Source organism: Rhizobium leguminosarum (genome assembly GCF_010668065.1).
Lineage (GTDB): Bacteria > Pseudomonadota > Alphaproteobacteria > Rhizobiales > Rhizobiaceae > Rhizobium > Rhizobium leguminosarum_S.
This window is the reverse complement of record NZ_WUEN01000008.1, coordinates 235,755-261,262: the sequence shown is the minus strand read 5'-3', so window position 1 is coordinate 261,262 and position 25,508 is coordinate 235,755. Positions and strand designations below refer to the sequence as shown.

The following is a 25,508-nucleotide window of genomic DNA, read 5'->3' as shown; positions in this document are numbered from 1 at the left end:
CGGAGGACGAACCATGAGCTTCATCGATGATGACCGGCCGCAGAAGAAAGTCGCCCACGAGATCGGCGCCGATCTCTCCATGCTTTCGGTCGACGAATTGAAGGCGCGGGTGGAATTGCTGAAGACGGAGATCGCCCGTCTCGAGGCCGAGGCCGCCCGCAAAGCCTCCGGGCGGCAGGCAGCGGAAAGCTTCTTCCGCTCGTGATCCGATAAAAACCCCGAGAAACAAGGCTATAGGCGGATAAAATAGCCCGCCTCAAGTCTTAATCCGGCACAATGTTAATAAAATATTAAGCTTTATAAGGTATTACTGTATTCATCCGGATTTCCTCTGGATCTCAGACAGTTTTCCAAGCGGTGAATTGGTCTGATTTTTCTCCCTGTTTTACCTTGAGAGCCGCGTTTGCGGCTCTTCTTTTTCCTATGGCCAGCGCACTTCCACGAAACTGTGGAGATTAACCCTTTCTTAAGAAACGGCTTGCGCATTTGGGCTAATGATACCATCTTAAAGTCATAAAGACCGGGCCTGGAAACTTTTCCGTCGGTGCCGGCGTTACCTGAATATATGTAGCTGCGTGCGAACAGGGACTATTGCGATGTCGGAAGTTGGATTGAACACGATCAGTTTTGCAGGCCGCGCCGCTGCATCCTCGCAGTTCAAGGCACTTTATGCGGAAGGCATGTCGCTGGTCGAAGAGACTGCCGCCTATCTCGACGGTCAGGGCCGCGCCGCCTCCAAGGTTCTGCCGCGGATGGCCTCGGTTCTCTACGCTGCGGAATCGATGCGTCTCACCACCCGCCTGATGCAGATGGCCTCCTGGCTGCTGTTGCAGCGCGCCGTCAACAATGGCGAAATGTCCCGTGACCAGGTGCTGGCCGAAAAGAACAAGGTTCGCCTCGACGGGTTCAACGTCGACCGCGCCGCACCCGGGTGGGGTGACCTGCCGGAATCCTTCCGCGACCTTGTCGAACGCTCGCTGCGTCTGCAGAACCGCATTGCCCTGCTCGACCGCGAGATCTACCGCCCGTCCGAAGCAGTGATCGTTCATGATAATCAGAACAGCGTCCAGGCCCAGCTTTCCCTGTTGCAGACCGCCTTCGGCAACAACTGACCGGACCTGCAAGAATTCGAATACAAACCGGCTGCGTCTTACGCGGCCGGTTTTTTGTTTGCCGCTGAACAACCGGCATCCCTACAGCGTCCTTTGCGCGTCCGAAAAGACGCGCGGCACTGTAAGCCGTGGCGAACGCAAAAAAGCCCGGCGAAACCGGGCTCTCTTCGAATTCCGTCGAGCAAAAGCGATTAGAGGCCGAGGCCGCCGAAGCGCTTGTTGAACTTGGAGACGCGGCCACCGCGGTCCATGAGCTGCTGGTTGCCGCCGGTCCAGGCCGGATGCGACTTGGAATCGATTTCGAGGTTCATGACAGCGCCTTCCGAACCCCAGGTCGAGCGGGTTTCGTACTCAGTGCCATCGGTCATGACCACCTTGATCATGTGATATTCGGGATGGATGCCTGCCTTCATAACAATCTTCCTGCGATACCGGAGTTCAATTTGCCGCATGCAGTTGCGGCCAACGAACCGATTGAATAAATGAAGCCGCAGTCGGATGGCTACGGCTTCCCATTAGGATGCGGTGCCTATACATGAAGGACGCCTAGATAACAAGAGCCAACAGGCCGCATTGCGCGGGTCCTGCGGGCGATCGGAGACGATTTGGCAGAGCAGGCACGGGCTGAGGAAAACAAGAAGCGATCGCTGCGACCGCTCGGCAGGCTGACGCCCTATGTCATGCGCTACCGCGGCCTGGTGGCCGGTGCGCTGATGTCGCTGGCGCTTGCCGCCATCACCTCGCTGGCGCTGCCGCTCGCCGTGCGTCGCATGATCGATCACGGCTTCACCCAGTCCGACGGCCGCTTCATCAACAGCTACTTCGCCATGCTGATGGTCATGGCCATCGTGCTCGCGGTCGCCAGCGCGCTGCGCTATTATTTCGTCATCACCATCGGCGAGCGCATCGTCGCCGATCTTCGCCGCGATGTTTTTTCCCATGTGACCCGGCTGTCGCCCTCCTTCTTCGACGTCAACCAATCCGGTGAGATCGTCTCGCGGCTGACCGCCGATACGACGCAGATCAAGTCCGCCGTCGGCGCCACCGCCTCGGTGGCGCTGAGGAACCTCATCCTCTGTATCGGCGCCATGGGCATGATGATCGTCACCTCGCCGAAGCTTTCGAGCCTCGTCATCGGAGCGATCCCGCTGATCGTCTTCCCGCTCGTCGCCTTCGGCCGCTCGGTGCGCAAGCGCTCACGCGCCGCCCAGGATACGCTCGCCGATGCCTCCGCCTTCGCCAACGAGACGATCGCCGCGACCCGCACCGTCCAGGCCTTCAACGGCGAGGATGCCGCAGCGACGCGTTACGGCACCGCCGTCGAATCCGCCTATGAGGCCGCCCGCGCCGCCATCCGCTCGCGCGCGCTGCTGACGGGGATCGCCATCACGCTGATCTTCGGCAGCGTCGTTGCCGTGCTCTGGTTCGGCGCCCACAGTGTGCTTGCCGGCACGCTTTCTGCCGGCACACTCGGCCAGTTCCTGCTCTATGCCGTCATCTCCGCCGGTTCGCTGGGCGCGCTGTCGGAGGTCTGGGGTGAACTCTCGCAGGCAGCCGGTGCCGCAGACCGGCTGACCGAGCTTCTCGACGAGGTCTCGCCGATCGCAGCCCCCACCAGGCCTGAGCCGCTTCCGTCGCCCAGCCGCGGCCGCGTCGAATTTTCCGGCGTGCACTTTGCCTATCCCTCGCGCCCCGGCAAATCGGCGCTGCATGACTTAAGCTTCGCGATCACGCCAGGCGAGACGGTCGCCATCGTCGGCCCTTCCGGTGCCGGCAAGAGCACCGTCTTTTCGCTGCTGCTGCGCTTCTACGATCCGCAGCAGGGCAGCGTGAAGATCGATGGGGTCGATGCGCAGCTGACGACGCCCGATGAGCTGCGCCAGCGCATAGCCATCGTGCCGCAGGACGTCACCATCTTTGCCGCCTCGATCCATGACAACATCGCCTTTGGCCGTCCCGGCGCCTCGCGTGACGAGGTCCGCGCTGCAGCTCTTGCCGCGCAGGCCGACGAATTCATCGCCCGGCTGGACCAGGGCTACGAGACCGAGGTCGGCGAACGCGGCATCACTCTGTCAGGCGGCCAGCGCCAGCGCATCGCCATTGCCCGCGCCATCCTGAAGAACGCGCCCGTGCTGCTGCTCGACGAGGCAACCTCCGCGCTTGACGCCGAAAGCGAGACGCTGGTGCAGAAGGCGCTTGACGGCCTGGTGGACGGCCGCACGACGCTCGTCATCGCCCACCGCCTGGCAACCGTGCTGAAGGCCGACCGCATTCTCGTCATGGATCAGGGCCGGGTCGTCGAAGAGGGCACGCATCAGAGCCTGATCCGTCACGGCGGCATCTATGCGCGGCTGGCGCGGCTGCAATTCGACGCCGCCAATGAGGATGTGCTCGCTGCCGCGAAATAGCCGGCGCGCACTTCTCCCGCCAACAGCGACTAAAGTCTGAACCCGCCGCGCTTCTCTGCGGTTGTCTTTCGCGCGTCCTGCCCTAACCTCTTCATTCCCCGGGGTGGGGATATTGCTGCTGAAATCCTTGGGAGGAGATAGGAATGGCGCTTTTCGATATGACGCGACGTACGGGCCTTGCGCTCGGTTTCGGTGCGCTTGCGGCCCTTGCCGTCGGCGCCTCTGCCGCTGCTGCGGATTTTCCCGACCGCACGATCACCATGGTCGTGCCCTTCGCGGCCGGCGGCTCGACCGATGTCGTCGCCCGCATCGTCGCGCAGAAGATGTCTGAGGATCTCGGCCAACAGGTGATCGTTCAGAACGTCGCCGGCGCCGGCGGCAATCTCGGCGCCGGTAACGTCGCCCGCGCCGAACCGGACGGCTACACCATCCTGATGGGCACGGTCGCGACCCACGCCCTCAATCCGCTGATCCTGAAATCGACGCCTTATGACGCCGAAAAGGATTTCGCACCGATCTCGCTGCTTGTCGTCGTACCGAATGTGCTGGTCGTCAATCCGGAACTGCCGGCAAAGACCGTGCAGGAACTGGTCGCCCTGCTGAAGGCCGAGCCCGACAAATACAGCTACGCCTCATCGGGCAACGGCACGCCGTTGCATCTTTCCGGCGAACTTTTCAAGTCCATGGCCGGCGTCAGCATGCAGCACATACCGTATAAGGGCGCCGGTCCGGCATTGAACGACGTCATCGGCAACCAGGTGCCGATCATGTTCGACAACCTGCCCTCCTCGTCGAGCCACATCAAGGCCGGCACTCTGCGGGCGCTGGCGGTGACCACGGCCGAGCGCGCGCCGTCCTTCCCCGACGTACCGACCGTCGCCGAGTCAGGCATTCCAGGTTACGAGACCTACACCTGGAACGCGCTTTTCGCCCCGGCCAAAACGCCGAGCGAGGTCGTGACGCGCCTCAACGCCTCGGCTAAAAAGGCGCTCGCCGACCCAGCCGTCGCGGAACGGATGAAAGAATTCAGCGCCACCGTCGTCGGCTCGACGCCGGAGGAACTCGCCGCCCATGTGAAGGCCGAACTCGCCAAATGGGGACCGGTCGTCAAGGGCGCGAATATCCAGATGGAGTGATGCCAAAGCATGATGCCGAAAAGTGGGAGCGGTTTTCGGATGATATCATGCTCTACTCTTTAATTGAGAACAGGATTCAGATTTTAGGCCGATCCGGCCTAAAATCATCCTGTTCTCAGGCATAGGCGCTGGCGCCCTCATTCGCTTGCGTCCAATGGAAATGGTGACAATTGGACGCTAAGCAACCCAATCCTGATTAAGGCAGTGGAAAAGCTCGCCATTTTGATCTAGCCTCCACTAAGCTGATGGTTGCAATTCAGCGTTTTGGGATTTCGGGAGACATCTATGTATAAATTCGAAGTCTATAAGGATAAGGGCGGCGAGTTCCGCTTCCGCTTCAAAGCATCGAACGGGGAAGCCATGTTCTCGTCGGAGGGCTACAAGGCGAAGGCGTCCGCCATGAGTGCCATCGAATCCATCAAGAAGAACACGCCAAGCGCCGAGATCGTCGACCAGACGAAGGCCGAATCCTGAGCAGACCGGCAGCGGCGGCGTGATTGCCGCCCTGCCCTTTCGCGCCCGTAAGCAGCCCCGGTGCCCTTGAGCCCGGCCCGCTTGCTTGCGATTTTCGGCGCCATTTTTCTTTTCCGCATATTTTTTTAAAGCCATGTCGAAACGACCGGTGGCCGCGCCTCATTGTTTCGGAACGGCCCCACCGCTCCGCCGGGCTTCACGGCTTTCGGGATCACGATCCCCGATACCGGCATGCTCGGATCAACGTCAGCAACGAGATCAGGAGTTTTCCATGCAATATGCTCTCATCATTCGCGAAGCCGCCGAGGATTTCGCCCGCCGTAGCGATCCCGCCTATCGCGACGGCTGGGTCGCCTACAGCCAGGCACTCGCCCAGGCAGGGATCATGACTGGCGGCGCCGGGCTGACAGGCCCGGAGACCGGCACGATCGTGCGCCGCAAAGGCGAGGACCATGATGTGCAGGACGGGCCATATCCGGACGGCAAGGAACAGCTCGGCGGCTTCTATCTGATCGACGTCCCCGACATGGACACCGCGCTCGAATGGGCAATCCGCGTTCCGATCTCCGACAAGGGGTCGGTCGAGGTGCGCCCGCGCCTGCAGATGTGAGGCAGTCATGCCGCCCGATGCCAGACGCGCTGCCGAAAAGGTGGCGCGTCAGTCCTACGGCAAGCTGATCGCCTTTCTCGCCGCCCGCTCGCGCGACGTGCCGGCGGCAGAAGACGCATTGTCGGAAGCGCTGGCTTCGGCGCTTCGCGTCTGGCCGGAGCGCGGCGTTCCCGGCAATCCGGAAGCCTGGCTGTTGGTGGCTGCCCGCCGCAACCTCATGCAGGCTGCCCGCCACCGCACCGTCGAGGCCAATGCGCAAACGACGATATCGGTCGCCTTCGAGGAGGCGGAGGAACGCATGAACGCGGCCGGCAACGCCGTCTTTCCCGATGAGCGGCTGAAGCTGCTCTTTGCCTGCACTCACCCAGCCATCGACAGCTCCGTGCATACGGCGCTGATGCTGCAGACCGTTCTCGGCATCGAGGCGAGAACCATCGCACGGACCTTCGTCGTTTCGCCAGAAACGATGAGCCAGCGGCTGGTGCGGGCCAAGGTGAAGATCCGCGATGCCGGCATTCCCTTCGCCGTCCCGCCTCGCCCCGCCTTACCCGGGCGGCTGGCCGCGGTGCTTTCGGCGATCTACGCGGCTTACGGTCTCGGCTGGGACGGTCTCGACGGCGAGGAAGAGCGCCATTCGCTCGCCGGCGAGGCGATCTGGCTCGGCCGTGCGCTTCTGGCAGTGCTGCCGGACGAACCGGAAGCGATCGGCCTGCTGTCGCTGATGCTCCACTGCGAAGCCCGCCGCAGCGCCCGGCGCGACGATAGCGGCCGATATGTGCCGCTGGACGAGCAGGATACGACCGCGTGGAACGCGATCATGATTGCCGAGGCGGATGCGCTGCTGCGCAAGGCCGGCAGCTTCGACCGTTTCGGTCCCTTCCAGTGCCAGGCAGCGATCCAATCCGTGCATGCGGCGCGCCGGCTGTCGGGAACGACCGACTGGCAGGCGCTGACGACACTCTACGCGGCGCTGGTGATGATGAAGCCGACGCTGGGTGCGCATGTCAGCCAGGCTGCGGTGATCGGCAGGGCGTTGAGCGCCACTGTCGGCCTGGAGCGGCTCGACAAGCTCGATCCGCGCGACATCGCAAGCTACCAGCCCTACTGGGCGGTGCGTGCCTTTCTCCTGACCGAGGCCGGCGATGATACCGCGGCCGCCGATGCCTATATGACAGCGATCGGCCTCAGCGACAGCCCCGCCGTGCGCGATTTTCTCACCGGCCGGCTAAAAGAAGCGCGGCATGCGATATCAAGTTAATCACTTCTCGGTCAGCTTCAGCTCGATGCGGCGGTTGGTAGAGCGCGCATCCGGCGTATCGCCAGGCGCGATCGGCTGGAACTCGCCGAAGCCGGCGGCAACCAGCCGGTCGGCCGGTACGCCCTGTGCGATCAGGAATTTGACGACCGAAATCGCGCGCGCCGAGGAAAGCTCCCAATTGTCGCGATAGCGGCCCGTTCCGCCAAGCGGCACATTGTCGGTATGGCCATCGACGCGCAGCACCCAGTTGATCTCGGGCGGAATTTCCTTGGCGAGATCGAGAAGGGCGCTAGCAAGCTTCGCCATCTCGGTCTGCCCTTCCGGGTTGAGATCTGCGCCGCCCGAGGGAAACAGCACTTCCGACTGGAAGACGAACCGGTCGCCGACGATGCGGATATTCTCACGGTCCGAGAGAATCTCGCGCAACCGGCCGAAGAAGTCGGAACGATAGCGGTTCAACTCCTGGACGCGCGCGGCGAGCGCCACATTGAGGCGGCTGCCGAGATCGGCGATCTTGGTCTGCGAGACCCGATCCTTATCCTCCGAGGCCTGAAGGGCTGCTTCGACGGCGGCAATCTGGCTGCGAAGTGCCGCGATCTGCTGGTTCAGCAGTTCGACCTGGCTGAGCGCCCGTTCGCTCACCTGCTTCTGCTCGTCGAGCTCCTGCGTCATCGAGCCGATCCGCTTCTGCGCCGCATCCTGACCGCCCGAACCGGCATTCAGCAGCGCCTGCAGCCGCGAACGGTCGCCTTCGGCACTGGCAAGCGAAGCCTGCAGATTGGCGACCGAATCCTGGAGATCCTGGTTGCTGCCCTTTTCGAGCGCGAGAAGCTGCGTCAGCTCGTTGATCTGGCTGTTGAGGCGACTGAGCACCTCATCGCGTCCGGTGATCTCGCGGCTGAGGATGAACTGCCCGACGACGAAGACCGTCAGCAGGAACATTATGGAGATGAGCAGCGTCGACAGCGCGTCGACGAAACCCGGCCAATAATCCACCGTGCGTTCGCGGCGCCGGTTGCGGGCTAGAGCCATGGCTTACTTGCCCTCGCTCTTTTCTGCCTGGCTGGCGCGGTCGCGCACGCGTTCGCCCCTCTCGCCTGCGCGCTCCTGCACGCCGATGCGTTCGGCAAGCCGGTCGAGCGTGCGACGCATCGCCTTGGCTTCGTCCTGCTGTGCCTCGATCCAGTCGCGCAGCATCTGCTGCTCGTTGCGCATGTTCTTGACGAGGCCCTGAATACCCTCGGCAAGGCTTGCCATGGCGGCGACGGAGCGCTGGCTGCCCGCACCACCCTCTTCGGAGACCTTGCGCAGATAATCGGAGAGCGCGCGCATGTCGTCCGACGAAGCGCCGGAAACAGCGTCGAGAGCGGGGGCAAGATGATCGGAGCCGACATCCGTGACCGAGGAGAGCCAGTTTTCCAGCTCCATATAGAAGCGGTTTTGCGCGCGCCCTGCCTGCAGGTCGAGGAAGCCGAGAATGAGCGAACCGGAAAGGCCGAGCAACGAGGAAGAGAAGGCCTGGCCCATGCCCGAAAGCGGCGTGGAAAGCCCTTCCTTCAGCGCCGAGAGCACGTCCCCGGTGCCGTTCGAGCCGGCATCGAGCGACTGGATGACAATGCTGATCGAACCAATCGTGCCGATGAGGCCCCAGAAGGTACCGAGCAGGCCGAGGAAGACCAAGAGGCCGATCAGGTAGCGTGAAACGTCGCGCGATTCGTCGAGGCGGCTGGCAATCGAATCGAGGATCGAGCGCAGCGCCGTCGTCGACAGCGACACTGCGGACTTGCGGCTGCCGAGCAGCGCCCGCATGGGCGCAAGCAGCCGCGGATTGCGGTTGACCTTGTCGACGCTGCCGGCGGCGCGGAAGGAATTAAACCAACGCACCTCGGGGCGAAGCGCCAGTACATGGTTGAAAACAAGGATGATTCCGACCGCGAGAACGCCGACGATCAGGCCGTTGAGGCCCGGATTGTGCATGAAGGCGGTCTGCGTCTGGCGGAAAAGGATAGCGGCGATAAAGCCGACGATGACGAGGAAAAGCAGCATCGTCCAGAGGAAGGGCATGGGGCTCGAAAGCCTGTTGGCATAAATGCCCGCCGTCTTTTCGGTGGAGCCGATCTCCGCCACATTCACATTTTCCATAGGTTACGCAGCCTCCGGATTCCCTGCTGGCGGAGACTAGAGCAACATTGTGCCGAATTGAAGTATGCCGGGGAGAAAACCGTGACTTTACAACAGCCAGATTTTCGTTCGGTCACTTGGCGGGAACCGGCCGCTTGACGACTTCGATCAGCGCCTTGTGGATAATCTCGTTGCCGGCGACGATTGTGCCGCTCTCCAGCATCGTTGCGCCACCATCCCAGTCGGTGGCAAAACCGCCGGCTTCGCGGATGAGCAGGATGCCGGCCGCCATGTCCCACGGCGCAAGCTCGGCCTCCCAGAAACCGTCGAAACGCCCGGCCGCGACATAGGCAAGATCGAGGGTCGGCGAGCCCAGGCGGCGGATGCCCGCCACTTCGCCCATCACGTGGCGAAGCTCGACCAGGAACTTGCCGTGATTACGCTTGCCGAGCGCCGGCACGCCACAGCCGATGACGCAATCCGACAGCGCCCGACGCGCGGCGACGCGCAGGCGCCGGTCGTTGAGGAAGGCGCCGCCGCCGCGCTCGGCGGTATAGAGTTCGTCGGTCGCTGGATTGAAGACGACGGCGGCAACGATCTCGCCATTGCGTTCGAGCGCGATCGAGACCGCGAAGGCCGGGATGCCGTGCAAAAAGTTCGTCGTGCCGTCGAGCGGGTCGACGATCCAGCGATGCGCGCCGTCGGTGCCCTTGATTTCCTCGCTTTCCTCGCCGAGGAAGCCATAGGTCGGACGCGCCTTGAGCAGCTCTTCTTTGACGATCTTTTCGGCCTTGCGGTCGGCGGTGGAAACGAAATCGCCCGGTCCCTTCACGGAAACCTGCAGGTTCTGCACTTCGCCGAAATCACGTCCCAGCGACTTTCCTGCCTTGAGGGCAGCCTGAACCATGACATTGAGAAGAGCTGAACGGGCCATCGGCGCATTTTTCCTTGGGACTGATACGGGGCGCGCGCGCTGCCAGGGGCGGGAAGTGTCCCTGAACATGCATGACAGGCAGCGCTGCGAAGATTGGCGGCCTCAAGACCACAAAATCAGGGAAATTTCAAGGGGAGGCACGCATGGCTGCCCTGCGGCGCCGGAAACCATTAATTTTATTCTGGACAGATTAGTCCAATAAGAGTAGAAACCTGGTCATGGCACGACACAAGGAATTCGATCGCGACACCGCCCTTCATGCCGCCATCGGCGTATTTTCCGAGCACGGCTATGAAGGCACCTCGACCGAGGAATTGCTGACGGCGATGAAGATCAGCCGGCAAAGCATGTACGACACCTTCGGCGACAAGCGCGGCCTCTATCTGGAAGCACTGAAGCGCTACAATGTGGAGAGCATCGACAAGATCATCGCCGATCTTCGCCGCGAAGGCCGGCCGATCGAGGCGCTGGAAGGCGCTCTTGTCGCCTTCGCCTCGCGTCCCGCTGCCGAGGCGCGACGCGGCTGCCTCGGTGTCAGCGCCATCTGCGAATTCGGCCGTACCGATGCCGAGGTCGCAGCTCTTACAGACAGCGCCGGCCACGCGCTTCACGCGGCGATCGAGAGCCTTCTCGGTGAGGCTCGCAGGACCGGAGATCTCGCAACAGATATCGATATCGCCGACGCCATTCCGTTTCTCGGCGCTGCCCTGTCGGGCATGAAAGTCAGCGCCCGAAACGGCGCCCTACCCGCGACGCTCCGCGCTATCGCACGCATGGCAATCAGAAGCCTCCGCTGACCAGAACAACTCCGAGCTGACTTTTCCATGGGCAATTCTAGACTGATCAATCCAAAAACAAAGGAAACCTGCATGTCTCAATCCCTTTCCACCAAGGTCGCCCTCGTCACCGGCGGCTCGCGCGGCATCGGTGCCGCCATCGTCCGAAGGCTCACCGCTGATGGCGCCGCCGTTGCCTTCACCTATTCCAGCTCCGAGCACAAGGCGAAGGCGATCGTCGCCGAGCTGGAGGCTGCCGGCGGCAGGGCGCTGGCGATCCGGGCCGACAGTGCCGATGCGAAAGCCGTACAGGATGCCGTCGCGCTGACAGCCCGGACCTTCGGCGGTCTCGACATTCTCGTCAGCAATGCCGGGATTCTCATCCTCAACCCGCTCGACGACTATTCGCTCGAAGATTTCGACCGGATGTTCGCCGTTAATGTCCGCGCTGCCTTCGTCGGCATCCAGGCAGCGGCAAGACATATGAAGGAAGGCGGCCGCATCATCACCATCGGCAGCGTCACCGCCGATCGCAGCGGCTTTCCGACCTCCGCGGTCTACAGTATGACGAAGGGCGCGATCGCCTCGATGACCCGCGGCCTCGCCCGCGATCTCGGCCCACGCGGCATCACCGTCAACAACATCCAGCCCGGCCCGACGGCGACCGACATGAACCCCAATGAGGACGATCATGAGCGCCTCAAGCCGCTGATGGCGCTTGGCCGCCTGGGTGAGGACCGCGAGATCGCCGGCCTCGCCGCCTATCTCGCCAGTGCCGAGGCCGCCTTCGTCACCGGCGCCAGCCTGACGATCGACGGCGGTTATCTCGCCTGAATACCGAACCTGCACGGCTATGATCAAAAGCCGGCGGTATCGTACGATGCCGCCGGCTTCAGTCGGTTCCGTTGAAACCGACTTAAAACTTCTGCTGCGTCATCAGTACTTCGCGAGCGATCTGATCGAGCGGCAGGATACGATCGACGCCGCCCTTGGCGATCGCCTCTTTCGGCATGCCGAAAACAACGGAGCTCGCCTCGTCCTGCGCCACCGTATAGGCACCGACCTGATGCATTTCCAGCATACCGCGCGCGCCGTCGTCGCCCATGCCGGTCATGATGATCCCCATGGCGTTCGAGCCGGCCGAGCGCGCCGCCGAGCGGAAGAGCACGTCGACGGAAGGCCGGTGGCGCGACACCAGCGGCCCGGTCTTGACGCTCACATAGTAGCGCGCACCCTGGCGCTCGAGCAGCATGTGTTTGTCGCCTGGCGCGATCAGCACGTGGCCGCGCAGCACCGGATCGCCATCGACGGCTTCCTTGACCTCGACCTCGCAGAGCCCGTTCAGCCGCTTGGCGAAGGCGGCGGTGAATTTCTCCGGCATATGCTGGACGATCACCATGCCAGGTGCATTGGCCGGCAGTTCCTCCAGGAATTCGCGCAACGCTTCCGTGCCGCCGGTGGAGGCGCCGACGCAGACGACCATCTCCGTCGTCTTCGCCATGGCCCGCCCCGTCGGCGGCGGCAGCATCACATCCGCCGTCAGCTTCTTGGCCGGCCCTTCCACTGAGGCCGAGCGGATGGTTCCGGCAGCACGGCGGACGATGGAAAGCCGTGCATGCGAGGCGCTCTTGACGACTTCGCGAATGCGCATCGCATCGTCGGAAAGGCTGTCGGCGGCGCCGATCTTCGATTTCAGGATGACGTCGACGGCGCCGGCCTCCAGCGCCTGGAGCAGCGTTTCCGATCCCGCCTCCGTCAGCGACGAGCACATCACGACGGGGATCGGCCGCTGCGACATCAGCTTGCGCAGGAAGGTGATGCCGTCCATGCGCGGCATCTCGACGTCGAGCGTGATGACATCGGGGATCTCCTCCTGGAGCTTCCGCGCCGCCATGAAGGGGTCGGATGCGACCGCCATGATCTCGATATCGGGATCCTGCTCCAGCACATGGGTCAGCGTCTGGCGGATGCTGGCGGAATCGTCGATGATGAGAACGCGGATTTTCTTAGCCATGAATGCCCCTAATGCATGCCGTCCAGAAGTGCGCAGCGGTTTTGGGATGACGCGATGCGCTTAGATACGCTGAAACACGGTATTCGAGACCTGCTTCAACGGCAGATCGAAGCCGGTGATCGATTCGGAATGGCCGATGAACATATAGCCGCCCTTCGCCAGGCAATCACAGAGGCGGTTGAGCACGCCGGCCTGAGTCTGCTTGTCGAAGTAGATTAGCACGTTGCGGCAGAAGATGAGGTGCATCGGTTCGCCGATCGCGTATTTCTCGTCCATCAGGTTCATGCGGGCAAAACCGATCTTGCTACGCAGTTTCGGCGTAATGCGCACCTCCCGCCGACCCGGCTGCTTGGCCGTCAGCACGTATTTGCGCTGCAGGTCGCGCGGCACGGGTGCGATCAAATCTTCCGGATAGATGCCACGCCGCGCCGTCTGCAGCACGTCGGTGGAAAGGTCGGTCGCCAGCACGCTGTAGGAGACGTCGTTGCGGCCTTCGGCAAATTCCGCCAGCACCATCGCCATCGTGTAGGGTTCCGCCCCCGTCGAGCAGGCCGAACTCCAGGTGCGGATGGTCCGCACGCCGCTGTTGGCGATCGCCGGCAACGCCACGCTCTGCAGATAGTCGAAATGCTTGGCTTCACGGAAGAAGTCGGTCTTATTCGTCGTCACCACGTCGATCAGGTAGACGGCTTCCTGGGCGAGGCCATCCTCATTGAACAGGAAGTCGCAATAATCGTCGAAGGTCGCGTGGTTGGTTGCGCGAAGGCGGCGCCTCAACCGCCCTTCGAGCATCGTCAGCTTGGTCGGCGGCATTTTGATGCCGCTATAGTCGTAGATGAACCGGGCAAGCTTGTCGAAATTGCGCTTGCTGATCCGGTCGCCCGGCAATTGGGTTTCCACCGCTGCTGCCATACTCATAGAATGCAGTACTCCGAGTTGATGCGCGGGTCAGGCCGCCGATTGCAGTACCGAGGCGTCCTCGCGCGACAGCAAGCGTGCAAGATCGATGATGACGACGAAGCCGTTTTCACGGCGAACGACGCCGGCGATATAGTCCGAGCGCCAGCGCACGCCGATATCGGGCGCCGCCTCGATCTGCTCGCGCCGGAACGGCGTGACCTCGAAGACGCGGTCGGCGACGAGGCCAAGCGTCAGCAGCCGGCTTTCCATCGGCACGTCGAGGACGAGCACCCGTGTGTGCGGCGTCGGCACGGTCTTCGTCATGCCGAGCTTCAAGCGAAGATCTATCGTCGGCACGCCCTGCCCGCGCACATCGCGCAGGCCGAGCAGATAGTCGGGACCATTCGGAATCTTGAAAGCTTCCGCATAGTCGAGGATTTCCCGTACGACCTCAACCGGCACGGCGAAAATCTCGTCGCCGAGGCTGAAGGTCACGAATTGCGCTTCCAGAGATGTCGTGGCCATGATCATGCGCTTTCCTTGAACTCGGCGTCCCCACTATCGGGACCGCCCATGGAGAGATCGAGAGCGAAGCCTTTCGCCCGAGCCTGCTGGCCGGCGACGCTGTTGGCAGCCGGCTTCCTGGGCGCAGGCTTGCGGGCGGTGGTAGGAGCCGGGCTGCGGACCATCATCCTGGCGGCCGGTGCGCGCTCGCGGCGCCCGCCCGCCGTATCGACCTTGAAGAAGGCGATCGACGTCTGAAGTTCCTCAGCCTGGGAAGCAAGTTCTTCCGAAGTCGCGGACATCTGCTCGGAGGCGCCGGCATTCTGCTGCGTCACCTTGTCGAGCTGCTGGATCGCCTCGTTGATCTGCGCCGCACCGACATCCTGTTCGCGGCAAGCGGCACTGATCTCGGAGACAAGCTCCGCCGTCTTGCGGATGTCGGGCACTAGGCGACCAAGCATGTCGCCGGCTTCCTGGGCCGCCTTGACCGTATCGCCCGACATCGAGCTGATTTCGGCAGCGGCCGACTGGCTGCGTTCGGCCAGCTTGCGCACCTCGGAGGCAACGACCGCAAAACCCTTGCCGTGTTCGCCCGCACGTGCCGCTTCGACGGCCGCGTTGAGAGCCAGCAGATCGGTCTGACGGGCAATTTCCTGGACGATGCCGATCTTCTCGGCGATGGTCCGCATCGCCTGCACGGCACGCGTCACCGCTTCGCCGCTGGCTTCGGCATCCTTGGCCGACTGGCGGGCGATCTTCTCGGTCTGGGAAGCGTTGTCCGCATTCTGCTTGATGTTGGCGGCCATCTCTTCCATCGAAGCCGAAGCTTCCTCGGCCGAGGCGGCCTGTTCGGTGGCGCCCTGCGACACCTGCTCGGAGCTCGACGACAGTTCCTGGCTGCCGGCCGAGACATTCTCGGCGGCTGCGATGGCGTCGGCGACAACGCCGCGCAGGCGTTCGACCATCTGCTCGAGCGCGATACCCAGCGTATCTTTCTCCGACAGCGGCTTCGGAGAAACCGTCAGGTCGCCGTTCGAGATCTGGCTGGCAATCGTCGCGGTATTGCGCAGGTTCGCCGTCATCCGGCTCATCGAATGGACGAGATCGCGGATTTCGTCGTTGCTCTTGTGCTCGATGTTCTGTTCGAGATCGCCGATGCTGACGGCATCCGCAAGATTGACGGCGCGCTTCAGGCCGCGCGAAATGTTGAGCAGGATCCAGATTGCCGCGGCCGACGAGACGATGATCAGGCCAATCGTCATTATGACCAGCAGATTGCGTGAGTGCGCATACTGGTCGTTGGTGGCGGCGTCGGTTTCGGCGACGTTGCCGGTCACCGTGTCGTTCAGCTTGGTGAGGATGCCGAGAAGCTGAGTCGTCACCATCTGGCCTTCGCCCATCGAAATGATGCCGGCCTGGGCGTTGGATTCCGAAGTGTTCTGCCTGGCGAGATCGGCGACACGATCCTGCAGCGCCGTCCACTTGCCGTAGAGTTCGCCGAATTGTGCCATGCCGGTCTTGATCTCCGGATCGTCGGAGGCGGCAAGGCGGTCCTGGAGCGTCTTGATGAGCTCGCGCTGCTGCGAGATCTCGTCGACATAGCCGGTGATCTTGCTGGCGTCGGTATTGATGATCGCATCCTTTTCGGCGCGAATGGAGCGCATCACGGCGTCGGAAAGATCGCCGGAATCGCGCAGGTTGGCAACCGGACCGGCAACCATGACCGAGATGTCGCTGTTCAGCGACGAGAGATTGTAGATCGAAAGACCGGCCATGGCGCAGGTCAGGAGAACGATGAAACCGAACACCAGGCTCAGTTTAAGTTTGATTGTGAAGCGCATTTCCAAACCCCCGTTAGTACCGCGACGGATATTCCGCCGGATCGCACATCATGCCGTCGTGAAAACGCTTCATGCGTCACCGGCGAAGCCGGCATGACCAGGTGCGTCCATGCACCGGTTCAATCGAGGGACCGCCGTCCACTGCGGCCCCAGCTTCTGCATCCCAAAAGCCCTATGCGCTTTCGCGGAATTCATCGTCCGACGTATCCGGCCCACCCATCGACATGTCGAGGGCAAAGCCCTTGGCGCGGGCCTGCTGGCCGGCGACCGTATTGGCCGGCGCCTTGCTGGCCGGCTTGCGTGGTGTGGCCGGAGCCCGGCTGCGGACAGTGAGTTTTGCAGCCGGCGCACGCTCGCGGCGGCCGCCTGCCATGTCGACCCTGAAGAAGGCAATCGACGTCTGCAGCTCTTCAGCCTGGGAGGCGAGCTCCTCGGAGGTCGCCGACATCTGCTCGGAGGCACCGGCATTCTGCTGCGTCACCTTGTCGAGCTGCTGGATTGCCTCGTTGATCTGGGCAGCCCCGATATCCTGTTCGCGGCAGGCCGCACTGATTTCGGAGACCAGTTCCGCAGTCTTGCGGATGTCGGGCACCAGCCGGCCGAGCATATCGCCGGCTTCCTGGGCGGCCGTTACGGTATCGCTCGACATCGAGCTGATTTCGGCGGCAGCCGACTGGCTGCGTTCGGCAAGCTTGCGCACCTCCGAGGCGACGACCGCAAAACCCTTGCCGTGTTCGCCGGCGCGTGCTGCTTCCACAGCGGCATTCAGAGCCAGCAGATCGGTCTGGCGGGCGATCTCCTGGACGATGCCGATCTTCTGGGCGATCGTGCGCATGGCGTCGACGGCACGGGAGACGGCCTCGCCGCTGGCTTCCGCATCCTTGGCCGACTGACGGGCGATCTTTTCCGTTTGGGCCGCGTTGTCCGCGTTCTGCTTGATATTGGAAGCCATCTCTTCCATCGAGGCGGAAGCCTCTTCGGCGGAAGCCGCCTGTTCGGTGGCGCCCTGCGAGACCTGCTCGGAGCTTGCCGAGAGTTCCTGGCTGCCGGAAGAGACGTTCTCGGCGGCGGAGATCGCGTCGGCGACGACGCCGCGCAGACGCTCGACCATCTGCTCCAGGGCGAGGCCCAGCGCATCCTTGTCGGAGAGCGGCTTCGGAGACACCGTCAGGTCGCCGTTGGCGATCTGATCGGCGATCCCGGCGGTGGTCCGCAGGTTGGAGATCATGCTCTGCATCGCGATGCCGAGCGTATCCTTGTCCGAAAGCGGCTTGGCATCGGTGCTGAGGTCGCCCATGGCGATCTGATCGGCGAGTGCTGCCGTGGCGCGCAGGTTGGCAGTCATGGTATTGACCGTGTTGATGAGATCCTTGATCTCGTCATTGGTCTTGACGTCGACCTTCTGGTTGAGGTCGCCGATTGCGACGGCGTTTACGACGGTCGTAATCTTCCGCAGACCGTTGTTGATGCCGAGCGTGATCCACAGTGCAGCGCCGAGAGCGATGAGCACTGCGATACCGGAAGCGGTGCCGAGGATCAGCTTCGTCGAATTGTAAAGATCGGTGTTCGACTGATCGGTCGCCTTCATGCCCTTGCGCTGGATCTCGATGAGTGCGGCAATCGCGTCACCCATATCGTTGGTCATCGTGCGCAGGTCGCCGAGCGACAGCGCCAGTGCGCCGGCTTGATCGCCCCTGGCGTCAAGCTGCTGCAGTTCGGCGGATCTGTCGCGGAATTTCGCACCGACCGTCTGCAGCTTTTCCCAATAGGGCTTGCCTTCGGGCGAAGCGATGGCGTGGCCGGCATCGAGGGCGTCGAACATCGCCTGCAAGTTCTGGTCGGCCTCCTTGTAGAAACCGGCAGCGGCGTCGGGTTCGGTGGAAAGCAGCGCGTTCTTCTGAGCGCGGATGGCGTTGACTTCGGCAACATTGGCGTTCAGCGCCAGTTCCAGGCGGCGCATCGGGCCGTCGATCATATTGCCGCTTGCATCGTTCAAGGTGCCGAGGCTCAGGCTTCCATAAACCGCGATGCCGATCAGCAGCAGCGTCATGATGCCGAAGGCAAGACCCAATTTGAGCTTGATGGTGAAACGCATGTGAGACCCCCTGTTTGCGGTCAAAACAAATGGATAGAGACACGTCCCATCGGTGGGGCGTCGAGCGTGAAAGTGATGTGTCTGAAAAGGGGGAAAGCGACTACATTCACTTCCCGGCAGCCGGACATCTATCGATCGCAGCGCCAACGCCTACATGCGTTGGGGGATATCCCGCCTCGGGCCACCGGAGCAGCCCGAGGGATCACGTGGCGAAAGCGTTCAGGCGCTTTCCCCAGGGGAGCGCTTATGCGCTCTCCCTAAAGTCATCGTCACCGGCGTCTGGACCGCCCATCGACATATCGAGAGCAAAGCCCTTGAGACGCTGCTGCTGAGCCGAAACCGTCTGGCCACGGCCCTGGCCGTTGGCCTGCGGGGCGGGTTTGCGGACAGCGGCCGGGGCCTTGAGCACCTTGGTCGAAGCTTTTGGCTGGGCCTTGTGGGCGCCGGTCCGTGCGCTGCCTGCCGTATCGACCTTGAAGAAGGCGATCGAGGTCTGCAGCTCTTCGGCCTGGGAGGCGAGCTCCTCGGAGGTTGCCGACATCTGCTCGGAAGCGCCGGCATTCTGCTGCGTCACTTTGTCGAGCTGCTGGATCGCTTCGTTGATCTGCGAGGCGCCGATATCCTGTTCGCGGCAGGCCGCACTGATTTCGGAGACCAGTTCCGCCGTTTTGCGGATGTCGGGCACCAGACGGCCGAGCATGTCGCCGGCATCGGCGGCAGCCTTGACCGTATCGCTCGACATCGAGCTGATTTCGGCGGCAGCCGACTGGCTGCGTTCGGCAAGCTTGCGCACTTCCGAGGCGACGACCGCAAAACCTTTGCCGTGTTCGCCGGCGCGTGCTGCTTCCACAGCGGCATTCAGGGCCAGCAGATCGGTCTGGCGGGCGATCTCCTGGACGATGCCGATCTTCTGGGCAATCGTGCGCATGGCGTCGACAGCACGCGTCACCGCTTCACCGCTCATCTCCGCGTCCTTGGCCGACTGGCGGGCGATCTTTTCGGTCTGGGCGGCGTTATCGGCGTTCTGCTTGATGTTGGCGGCCATCTGCTCCATCGAGGCGGAAGCCTCTTCGGCGGAAGCCGCCTGTTCGGTAGCGCCCTGCGATACCTGTTCCGAGCTTGCCGAAAGCTGCTGGCTGCCGGAAGAGACGTTGTCGGCGGCCGACAGTGCGTCGGCGACGACGCCGCGCAGGCGTTCGATCATCGTATTGACGTTGCCCAGAAGTTCGCCGATTTCGTCATGGCTGGTGATATCGGCCATCTTGGTCAGATCGCCTTCCGACACTTCCCGTACCACGCTGTTGGCACGGCCGAGGCCCCTGCTGATCGTGCTGGCGATCCAGAACGCGGTAAAGGCAGCAATCAGCAGGGCAACGGCGGCGACCGCAACCATCATTGTGCGCGTCGTCGTGTACTGCGCTTCGGCGCCGTCGTCGGCAGCCTTCATACGCTGCTTTTCAAGTGCCAGGATTTCGCTGAGCGTCGAGTCGATGTCGTTGGCAGCGACCCGCGCCGTCGTGACGGAAACGGCATTTGCGCCTTCGGCATTGCCGGCCTTCATATATTCCCGGATCTGATCGTCGGCTGCCGTGAAGCTCTTGGAAAGTTCGGCGATGCGCGCCCAGCGCGCCTTGCCTTCTTCCGTGGCCAGCTCCAACACCTGGTTGAAGGCGTCGGTGAAGTCCTTCCGGGCCTGATTGCCCTTCGCGATTGCGCCAGCCGTCTCGTCTGCGCTGCGGGCGGTGAGCAGGTTCTTCTGCTGGCGGATCTCCTCGAGCTGGGCAATGTTGATCTGCTGCGCCAGATCGAGCCGGGCTGCCGGGCCGGCGAGAAGCTTATCGATCGTGTCGTTCAGCGACCCAAGGCTGAAGATACCGTAGGCGGCGGTGCCTACGAGCATCAGAATGATGAAGGTGAACGCGGTCACCAGTTTCGTCTTGATTGTCAGTCGCATAGTCCCCAAACCCCTCGTTGAATTCATTCAGCGTCAATTAGCGGCTCCCGCCGCATCGCGCCTCGATGAAAAAATCGCCTGCAGATTGGGGAGAATGATGAACTCTCCGCCCCTCTTCACCAGGCAGTTGATGTAATCGGCGCGCCAGCGCATGCCGACACTCGGCGGGGCCTCGCTCGCGGACTTTGCAAGCGTCGTTACCTCATTCACCTTGTCGGTCCTGAGGCCGACGAGCGTCTGCTCGCCCTGCAGATCGATCTCGATGACGATGATGCGGCTGTCGATCGTCGCCTCCGCCGCTTCCATTCCAAAGGCGAGACGCAGATCGGCGAGCGGAATGACCTTGCCGCGAAAGTTGATGACGCTGGCGACGAAGGGCTGGCTGCCCGGCACCGCTGTCTCGGGAAGCAGGTCCAGGATTTCCTGGACGATGACCGCTTCCAGCGCGAAGGTTTCGCCGTTGAGATCGAAGGTCAGGACTTCGACTTCCTCGGCATAGTTCCAGTGATTGTCAAATCGTTCGGCTGCTGCTGTTGCACTCATCCTGCTACACGCAATTGCGCCTCCTGTTGCTGACCCGCGGCAACCAGGTGCCCGACGTCGAGAATGAGAGCGACGCTGCCGTCGCCGAGAATGGTGGCGCCCGAGAAGGTCGCGACGTTATTGTGCAGTTTCGACATCGACTTGATGACCGTCTGGTGGTCGCCGATGATCTGGTCGACGACGAGGCCGACACGCTCCGTGCCGGTCGAGATAACGACGACCTTCTGATGCACGTCGGGTTTTGTGCCGGTGCGGAAGAGGTCGCGCAGGCGCAGGAACGGCACCAGGCTGTCGCGCAGCGAGATGAAGCTGCGGCCGCGCGAGCGAAGATCTTCCTCGAGCGACAGTTCGAGGCATTCCTCGACCGCCGAGAGCGGGATGACGTAGCGGCCGGAACCGACGCGCACCAGCAGGCCGTCGATGATGGCGAGCGTCAGCGGGATGCGCAGCGACACTTCCGAACCCTGTCCCGGCACGCTGACGATGTCGATCGCGCCGCGGAGCGCCTCTACGGTCTTCTTCACCACATCCATGCCGACCCCGCGGCCGGACAGATTGGTGATCGCGGCTGCCGTTGAGAAGCCTGGGGCGAAGATCAGCTGCAGCAGCTCGGAGTCGGAAAGCGGCTGACCGGGCTGGATAAGGCCGGAGGACTCCGCCTTGGCGCGAACCCGTTCGCGATTGATGCCGCGGCCGTCGTCCTTGATCGAGATGATCACCTCGCCGCCGGCCTGGCGGGCCGAAAGCGTCACCGTGCCGGCTTCGGTCTTGCCGGAGGCAAGGCGGTCGGCGGGCGTTTCTAGGCCGTGATCGATCGAGTTGCGCACCAGATGCACCAGCGGATCGGCCAGACGCTCGATGACGGTTTTGTCGACTTCGGTGCTCTCGCCCTCCGTCACCAGTTCGATCACCTTGCCGGTCTCGCGAGCGAGATCGTGAACGAGGCGGCGGAAGCGGGAGAACAGGGTTGCGACCGGCACCATGCGCAGCACCATCATCGTGTCGCGCAATTCGCCGGAGAGACGTTCGATCTCTTCCGAGACGGAGCGCAGTGCGATATCGGTGCTGGCGCTGGCGAGCTGGCTGAGGCGCGATTGCGCGATGACGAGCTCGCCGACGCGGTCCATCAGTTCGTCGAGACGTTCGGCCGGAACGCGGACATTCTCGGCCGCCTTCGCCTGGCTGACGGCGGCAGGTGCCTCGCGCTTGGCCGGAACCGCCTCGACAGGACGGAACTCCGGGACGGCGGTCGGTGAAACGGCGGCCGCCGATACCGCGACAGAGGCAGGTGCTGCCTTTTCCTCGACCGGAGCGGCGGTTGCCGCTGCCTGCCCGCTGATCTCCTCGACGCTGAGTTCCATGTCATCGAGCACGAAGATGAAGACGTCGTCGATCGCCGAGCGGTCCTGCTCGCTGGTCAGCGTCACGTCCCAGGAAATGTGGAGTTCCGTCGGAGCCAGAGCGTCGAGGGGCGGAATGGCCGAGGTGTTGGCGCGCACGGTGCATTCGCCGAGATCGCGCAGCTCGTCCAGCAGGCCGAGCGGGTTGGTGCCGTTGGCCATCGAATTGGCGGGTAGGCTGAAGCGGATGCGCCAGCTGTTCTTCTTCTTCGCCGCTGCGTCGCGCGCGATTGCGGGTACGGAAACAGCAGCCGGCGCTGCTGCTGGCGCCGCTTCCCTGCCGCCGACGGCAGCCTGCAGCTGCGTCAGAAGTTTATGCCCGATATCGCCGTGATCGGCGTCCGGCTGGTCGACTAGGGCCCGCATATGGTCCTGGGCGGCGAGAACGGCGGCGACGAGTTCGCTGGTCGCCGCGACCTCGCCCTTGCGGACACGGTCGAAGGCTGTTTCGCAATGATGGGTGAAGGCGGCAAGCGCCTCGAAACCGAACATCGCGCCGGAGCCCTTGAGCGTGTGGAGGCCGCGGAACACGGCGTCGACGAGATCCTTGTTGTCGAGCTGGTGGGTCAGGTCGAGAAGACCGGCCTCGATCGCTTCGAGGCATTCGGCGGCTTCGGTGCGGAATACGGCAACCGGATCGAGCGTACTCATCGTCCGAGAACCTTCTTCACGATCTTCACCAGGCTTTCCGGGTCGAACGGCTTGGTCAGCCAGCCGGTTGCGCCGGCGGCCTTGGCACGCGCCTTGAGATCGGCGTCCGATTCCGTCGTCAGGAAGATAATCGGAACGCCGGCTTGCGCCGGCAGCTTGCGCAGTTCCTCGATCATCGTCAGACCGTCCATGACAGGCATGTTGAGATCGGTCACGATCAGATCGAAGCTGCTGCCCTTGGCCGTCGCGAGGCCCTCTGCCCCGTTGACCGCCTCAGTGACGCTATAGCCTGCATTGGTCAGCGTGACCTTGGTGGTCAGACGAATGCTGGCAGAATCGTCGACAGTCAGGATATTTGCAGTCATAACGTCACCTCTTTATGCAACCAGAACTTTGCATCTTCATGATCGAAGGATTCGATGAAACCTGCGCGCTCAAGTACCTTCAGGACCGAGCCGCTGGCCGGCGAAGAAAGCTTGAACGTCTTTCCCTTGGCCTTTGCTTGGCGGCGCGAGGATTCGATGAGTTGAACGAAACTCAGATCCGCTTCCGCGCCTTCGGGAATGCTGATGATGATTGTATCATTGCTGTGAAATTCATCAGTAAACTTTGAATATAGTTCGGACACGTTACGAATACTGAGGACATCTGGCAAATTTATAGATTCGTAATATTGTTTCTGAGTATCCAATGCAGCCTCCTGGGCCAGAAAAATACTTGATGACCCTAAAAGGACTCTCACGACAGCGTTAATGCAGAGTAAACAGCGGTTGTAGGAAACTGCCGTATAGCGCGTTCCGCGACTCCCAATTCTCATCCGGGATAAGTTGTATTTTTTCCTCAAAATTTAGAAATAAATAAAATAAAAACAGTATGTTGAATTACGCCGCGCCGCCGTGACACTTTCACCGGCACCCCATCGACATCTTTCGTTAATCACAACGCTGGCGAGTCCCGGCGCGTTTACCGGACGTTTCCATCCTGCCCGTAAAAATAGAGTCGAATTGCCTGTATTTTAAGAAAAGGTATAAAAGTGGCACACGCTCTGGTATCATCGAACGCTGTAGCCTACACGTCAGGGTGGGACATCAGCCAGACCCTGGAATCTGCTCGTAGCCAGGTCGAGGAACGTTTCCTCGAAGGCGGCACCGTGCTGCTCTCGGTGATGGATGTCCTCAACCGTCTGTTGAACTCGCTCGAGAGTGTCACCACGACGCTCGACAACAAGGAGGCGAGCGACACCAGCGCCGATCTCCGCGCCACGGTGGAGAGCCTGATGGCGCTGCCCGTCACCGAGGAAAACCGCCAGCAGGCGCTCGTCTCGCTGGCGCATACCGGCAGGGAGCTGCGCAAGCACGTCGCCGACATGCAGGAGACGATGCGTTATCTCAGAACCTTCGCGGTGACCGTGAAGATTACCGGTGCCGGCCTTGCCGAATTCGCCGGCTTCGCCCAGGAGATCCTGGAGCGCATCTATTCGGGCACCGATGAGGTCAACCGTTTCGCCACGCACCTCGACAGTCTCGACAAGGAGGTCAAGCTCGCTGCCTCCTTTGGCGCCGGTGTTTCCAAAAGCTATGCCGATACTGTTCCGGCCGTCGCCGGAGCCCTGCGCGATGATGCCGCCAAGATCGCCGGACACCGCAAGGATCTCGGCGTCATCGCCCGCGAGGTCGGCGCAATTGCCCGCGCCGTCCAGGGCAAGGTCGCCTCGACCCTGTCTGCCCTGCAGATCGGCGATATCACCCGCCAGCGCATTGAGCATGTGCAGGCCACCTTTTCGCTGCTTGAAGATTTCTTTGCCGGCGAGGATGGCGCCAGACTCGACGCCGGCGCGCGCCAGCGCCTTCAAAACGTCATTCACCATCTGACGGCGGCGCAGATGAGCGACATGTGCGCAAATTTCCAGCGGGATTCCGAGAACGTCGTCAAGACGATCGCGAGTTTCGACCACGACATGCGGGAGATCCTCAAACTACGAGATCAGATGAGCGGTCAGAGCGGCGAGGCCGGCGGCAACTTCATGCGCGCGCTGGAATCCAGCGTTTCGGCCGCCCATGAAATCGTCAAGCAGGTCGATACGGCAAGCCGCCAGGCCGACCAGGTGAGCCAGTCGACGATCGGTACGGCCGCCAAGCTCTCCGAAGCAATCGGCAACATCCGCGCCGTCAAGACCGACATTCACTATATGGCTTTGAATACCAACCTGCGCTGCAGCCGGCTCGGCGAGGAAGGCAGGTCGATCAACGTCGTCACCGCCGAGCTGCGCATCTTCGCCGGCAAGCTCGACGATTCCGCCGACGCCATCGTCAACGGCCTGCCGGCGCTCGAAGCTGCGGCCGGGCGCGTCGCCCCCGCCACGGATGCCGGAGCCGGCAATCTCGGAGAAAGCCTGACCTCGGCCGTCGGCAACATCCGCTCTGCAGCCAACGTGATGGAAAACGAGCTGAAGGTGCTCGCCGAGAACGGTCGCGAGGTCGCCACCAAGATCAGCCTGCTGATCGGCAAGCTCGATTTCCAGCATAATCTGGGCGAAGTTCTTGCCGGCTGCGCCGATATGCTCGAAGGCGTCGCCGGCACCGATGTCGCCGATATCTCCGATCTCGCCGAGACGATCGCGCCGCTCGACCGCAAGATCTTCAAACACTATACGATGGTCCAGGAGCGCAGCATTCATCGCGGCATCATTCTGGCAAGCGAGGACAGCACCTCCGCTCCCGCCGAAACCGCCAAAGCCGAAAACGATGAAGACCTCTTCGCCGATGCGCTTTTTTAGG

At 62.4% G+C, this 25,508-nt stretch carries 24 protein-coding genes; 10 read left to right on the top strand and 14 right to left on the bottom strand.

From position 1 onward, the window contains the following. The first annotated feature begins 13 nt into the window (after window positions 1-13). Together GR198_RS22465 and rcdA are read left to right on the top strand one after the other, a co-directional pair. Entirely contained in the window at window positions 14-205 is a 192-nt protein-coding gene (locus GR198_RS22465; RefSeq protein ID WP_003542803.1) for a DUF1192 domain-containing protein, read from the top strand. Window positions 206-596: 391 nt separating this feature from the next. Beyond that, a complete protein-coding gene (rcdA, locus tag GR198_RS22460; protein WP_003542804.1) occupies window positions 597-1,112 on the top strand; it encodes a protease adaptor protein RcdA in 516 nt (171 codons plus the stop codon). A 191-nt stretch (window positions 1,113-1,303) separates the two neighbouring features. Here the strand turns inward: rcdA and rpmE are convergent, their stop codons facing one another. Continuing rightward, on the bottom strand, window positions 1,304-1,525 hold the full coding sequence (gene rpmE / locus GR198_RS22455; RefSeq protein ID WP_003542805.1) for a 50S ribosomal protein L31: 222 nt from the start codon (window positions 1,523-1,525) through the stop codon (window positions 1,304-1,306). Between the two features lie 192 nt (window positions 1,526-1,717). Here rpmE and GR198_RS22450 point away from each other — a divergent pair, with 192 nt between their 5' ends. The 5 genes from GR198_RS22450 to GR198_RS22430 all read left to right on the top strand — a co-directional run bounded on the left by GR198_RS22450 (window position 1,718) and on the right by GR198_RS22430 (window position 6,998). Beyond that, window positions 1,718-3,520 carry an ABC transporter transmembrane domain-containing protein gene (locus tag GR198_RS22450; RefSeq protein ID WP_029871939.1) on the top strand — a complete coding sequence of 601 codons (1,803 nt, stop codon included), beginning with the start codon at window positions 1,718-1,720 and terminating at the stop codon, window positions 3,518-3,520. Window positions 3,521-3,663: 143 nt separating this feature from the next. Next, window positions 3,664-4,656, top strand: coding sequence for a Bug family tripartite tricarboxylate transporter substrate binding protein (locus GR198_RS22445; protein ID WP_029871938.1), 993 nt, complete (start codon window positions 3,664-3,666; stop codon window positions 4,654-4,656). A 285-nt stretch (window positions 4,657-4,941) separates the two neighbouring features. Then, window positions 4,942-5,130 carry a YegP family protein gene (locus tag GR198_RS22440; RefSeq protein ID WP_003542808.1) on the top strand — a complete coding sequence of 63 codons (189 nt, stop codon included), beginning with the start codon at window positions 4,942-4,944 and terminating at the stop codon, window positions 5,128-5,130. A 271-nt stretch (window positions 5,131-5,401) separates the two neighbouring features. Further along, the gene (locus GR198_RS22435; RefSeq protein ID WP_012758892.1) at window positions 5,402-5,740 is read left to right on the top strand and encodes a YciI family protein; all 339 of its coding nucleotides are present in this window, start codon (window positions 5,402-5,404) and stop codon (window positions 5,738-5,740) included. A 7-nt stretch (window positions 5,741-5,747) separates the two neighbouring features. Then, window positions 5,748-6,998 carry an RNA polymerase sigma factor gene (locus tag GR198_RS22430; protein WP_029871937.1) on the top strand — a complete coding sequence of 417 codons (1,251 nt, stop codon included), beginning with the start codon at window positions 5,748-5,750 and terminating at the stop codon, window positions 6,996-6,998. Here the strand turns inward: GR198_RS22430 and GR198_RS22425 are convergent, their stop codons facing one another. From GR198_RS22425 to GR198_RS22415, 3 genes are all read right to left on the bottom strand, one after another. Beyond that, the gene (locus GR198_RS22425; RefSeq protein WP_029871936.1) at window positions 6,999-8,030 is read right to left on the bottom strand and encodes a peptidoglycan -binding protein; all 1,032 of its coding nucleotides are present in this window, start codon (window positions 8,028-8,030) and stop codon (window positions 6,999-7,001) included. 3 nt (window positions 8,031-8,033) lie between these two features. Continuing rightward, complete coding sequence (locus tag GR198_RS22420; RefSeq protein ID WP_028742214.1) at window positions 8,034-9,140, bottom strand: MotA/TolQ/ExbB proton channel family protein; 1,107 nt, start codon at window positions 9,138-9,140, stop codon at window positions 8,034-8,036. 112 nt (window positions 9,141-9,252) lie between these two features. Next, window positions 9,253-10,053, bottom strand: coding sequence for an inositol monophosphatase family protein (locus GR198_RS22415; RefSeq protein WP_029871935.1), 801 nt, complete (start codon window positions 10,051-10,053; stop codon window positions 9,253-9,255). A 218-nt stretch (window positions 10,054-10,271) separates the two neighbouring features. On the opposite strand from GR198_RS22415, the gene GR198_RS22410 reads away from it, so the two are divergent. After that, entirely contained in the window at window positions 10,272-10,850 is a 579-nt protein-coding gene (locus tag GR198_RS22410) for a TetR/AcrR family transcriptional regulator (protein WP_029871934.1), read from the top strand. Window positions 10,851-10,922: 72 nt separating this feature from the next. Beyond that, window positions 10,923-11,663 (top strand): 3-oxoacyl-ACP reductase family protein, encoded by a 741-nt coding sequence (locus tag GR198_RS22405; RefSeq protein ID WP_029871933.1) that lies wholly within the window; start codon window positions 10,923-10,925, stop codon window positions 11,661-11,663. Between the two features lie 82 nt (window positions 11,664-11,745). Here GR198_RS22405 and GR198_RS22400 read toward each other — a convergent pair whose 3' ends face one another. The 10 genes from GR198_RS22400 to GR198_RS22355 form a co-directional block, all read right to left on the bottom strand. Next, entirely contained in the window at window positions 11,746-12,843 is a 1,098-nt protein-coding gene (locus GR198_RS22400) for a protein-glutamate methylesterase/protein-glutamine glutaminase (RefSeq protein WP_029871932.1), read from the bottom strand. Window positions 12,844-12,903: 60 nt separating this feature from the next. Continuing rightward, a complete protein-coding gene (locus tag GR198_RS22395) occupies window positions 12,904-13,761 on the bottom strand; it encodes a CheR family methyltransferase (protein ID WP_029871931.1) in 858 nt (285 codons plus the stop codon). 30 nt (window positions 13,762-13,791) lie between these two features. Then, window positions 13,792-14,274: a chemotaxis protein CheW gene (locus GR198_RS22390; protein WP_029871930.1), complete on the bottom strand. Its 483-nt coding sequence runs from the start codon at window positions 14,272-14,274 to the stop codon at window positions 13,792-13,794. Continuing rightward, complete coding sequence (locus GR198_RS22385) at window positions 14,271-16,088, bottom strand: methyl-accepting chemotaxis protein (RefSeq protein ID WP_029871929.1); 1,818 nt, start codon at window positions 16,086-16,088, stop codon at window positions 14,271-14,273. The genes GR198_RS22390 and GR198_RS22385 overlap by 4 nt, the downstream gene beginning before the upstream one ends. A gap of 172 nt (window positions 16,089-16,260) precedes the next feature. Continuing rightward, a complete protein-coding gene (locus tag GR198_RS22380) occupies window positions 16,261-18,183 on the bottom strand; it encodes a HAMP domain-containing methyl-accepting chemotaxis protein (protein ID WP_029871928.1) in 1,923 nt (640 codons plus the stop codon). Window positions 18,184-18,427: 244 nt separating this feature from the next. Further along, a complete protein-coding gene (locus GR198_RS22375) occupies window positions 18,428-20,137 on the bottom strand; it encodes a methyl-accepting chemotaxis protein (protein WP_029871927.1) in 1,710 nt (569 codons plus the stop codon). Window positions 20,138-20,170: 33 nt separating this feature from the next. Next, window positions 20,171-20,680: a chemotaxis protein CheW gene (locus tag GR198_RS22370; RefSeq protein WP_003542822.1), complete on the bottom strand. Its 510-nt coding sequence runs from the start codon at window positions 20,678-20,680 to the stop codon at window positions 20,171-20,173. After that, window positions 20,677-22,731, bottom strand: coding sequence for a chemotaxis protein CheA (locus GR198_RS22365; RefSeq protein WP_029871926.1), 2,055 nt, complete (start codon window positions 22,729-22,731; stop codon window positions 20,677-20,679). Before GR198_RS22365 ends, GR198_RS22370 begins: the two co-directional genes overlap by 4 nt. Further along, on the bottom strand, window positions 22,728-23,096 hold the full coding sequence (locus GR198_RS22360) for a response regulator (RefSeq protein ID WP_003542824.1): 369 nt from the start codon (window positions 23,094-23,096) through the stop codon (window positions 22,728-22,730). The genes GR198_RS22365 and GR198_RS22360 overlap by 4 nt, the downstream gene beginning before the upstream one ends. Next, window positions 23,093-23,422, bottom strand: coding sequence for an STAS domain-containing protein (locus GR198_RS22355; protein WP_028742222.1), 330 nt, complete (start codon window positions 23,420-23,422; stop codon window positions 23,093-23,095). Before GR198_RS22355 ends, GR198_RS22360 begins: the two co-directional genes overlap by 4 nt. Window positions 23,423-23,764: 342 nt before the next feature. On the opposite strand from GR198_RS22355, the gene GR198_RS22350 reads away from it, so the two are divergent. Further along, the gene (locus GR198_RS22350) at window positions 23,765-25,507 is read left to right on the top strand and encodes a chemotaxis protein (protein WP_164069592.1); all 1,743 of its coding nucleotides are present in this window, start codon (window positions 23,765-23,767) and stop codon (window positions 25,505-25,507) included. The last annotated feature ends 1 nt before the right edge of the window (window position 25,508 follow it).